Consider the following 1602-nt stretch of genomic DNA (forward strand, 5'->3'; position numbering starts at 1 on the left):
GCATGATGGACACACCTGTACCCATTCCGAACACAGAAGTTAAGCATCATAACGGCGACGATAGTACTTACGTGCAACAATAGCTAGCTGCCGGTTCTTCTTTTTTTTTGTTTTTGTTTACCGGATCCTTCCTGATTCGGTTTTTTTAGGTGTTTTTATATTTATTTACTTATAAAATATAGATAAAAAAATTATGAAAAATTATATAAATTTTAAAAAAACAAAGAATAAAATGTCAGTTTATAAATTTTGAAAATCCCTGAAACCGCTTGAAATGATAGCTATACTTTAGTATAATATAGAAAGCAGATAGAGATCTGAAAATTTCATTGTAGTAAGGAGATATCAAAATGGATGAACAAGAACAAGTTGTAATTAATCTTATTGTAAACAGTGGTAGTGCACGTAGCTCTGCTATCGAAGCTATTCAATATGCTAAAGCTGGAGATTTAGCTAAAGCTGATGAATCTTTACAACAAGCTAAAGAAACAGTAAATGAAGCACATCATTCTCAAACTGAATTAATTCAAGCTGAAATCAGAGGAGAAAAAGCTCCATTAAACTTATTAATGGTACATGCACAAGATCATTTAATGACTGCTTTAGTTGTAATTGATTTAGCTCAAGAATTTATTGATGTTTATAAAAAAATTGGATAATTAATTACCAAAATTAAAGATACTGTCTCTTCTAGGAGCAGTATTTTTTTGTATAGGAAATTCGGCAAATTAAATGCTACACCTAATGTAAGTTATATACCAAACATGACTTCTTTGGGTGTTTTATATTGAATACATTTTCTTGGTCGATTGTTCATCAGTGTTAAATTGTAGATTAATTCATCTTTCTCTACTTTTGATAAATCCATTCCTTTTGGATAAAATTCTTTAAGCAATCCATTTGTATTTTCATTTGTTCCTTTCTGACGGACGTTTAAAATAATCTTTTCATCTTAAATGTTCCATAGTAATTTTCATTTGCTTTCTATGAATCATTCGATAAATTGTAGAAGTCGAACATATCGAAATTTCTTCTTTCTGTTTGTAATCTGTTCAGGGGACCAGTGTAATCTTGTTTTTTCTTCAATATAGTTAAAGATATTCGTATCATGGATCGTCTTACGATGGCATTCTTTCTTGACTCATATAATTCCTGTGCTTTGATAGGATAGTATTTGTAAACTCTTCCTTTACTATTAGTTTCAATTTTATTTCGATTGATTTCTCTAAATCTGGTACTTGGTGAACGATGCAGAGCTTTTGCGATATTTCTTATGGTCATACCAGAATTTTTAAATTGGTAGATACAACAGCGTTCGTTTATGGTAAGATGTTTATAGCTCGTAGATATTACCTCCTATTAATTGTTTGTTTGGTTACTTACATTTTAACACAGTAATTTCTATGAGTCTTTTTTATATTATGTTGCATTTGTTGTGATAAATTATTTATATCAAAAAAACAAAGAGATAAAAAATGACAGGGAAAAACGATGATAAAAAGGGAGAAAAAGCGGGAAGGGATAAAAAAAGTAAAAAAAGGTATTTACAAAGGAGAGAGGATGTGGTAGATTAATAGGGCACTCGAGAGAAGGAGCGAGGTT

The 1602-nt window shown here is 30.2% G+C and carries 2 protein-coding genes and 1 rRNA gene; 2 read left to right on the forward strand and 1 reads right to left on the reverse strand.

Annotated features, from left to right (window positions below):
* Both rrf and B5F09_RS14480 read left to right on the forward strand, forming a co-directional pair.
* Window positions 1-96 (forward strand): 5S ribosomal RNA (gene rrf, locus B5F09_RS14475); the annotation flags it as partial.
* Window positions 97-350: 254 nt separating this feature from the next.
* The gene (locus B5F09_RS14480; RefSeq protein ID WP_087303547.1) at window positions 351-659 is read left to right on the forward strand and encodes a PTS lactose/cellobiose transporter subunit IIA; all 309 of its coding nucleotides are present in this window, start codon (window positions 351-353) and stop codon (window positions 657-659) included.
* 325 nt (window positions 660-984) lie between these two features.
* Here B5F09_RS14480 and B5F09_RS15495 read toward each other — a convergent pair whose 3' ends face one another.
* Window positions 985-1281 carry a hypothetical protein gene (locus tag B5F09_RS15495; RefSeq protein ID WP_394335306.1) on the reverse strand — a complete coding sequence of 99 codons (297 nt, stop codon included), beginning with the start codon at window positions 1279-1281 and terminating at the stop codon, window positions 985-987.
* Window positions 1282-1602 lie beyond the last annotated feature (321 nt).

This window comes from Erysipelatoclostridium sp. An173 (assembly GCF_002160495.1).
Taxonomy (GTDB): domain Bacteria; phylum Bacillota_I; class Bacilli_A; order Erysipelotrichales; family Coprobacillaceae; genus Thomasclavelia; species Thomasclavelia merdavium.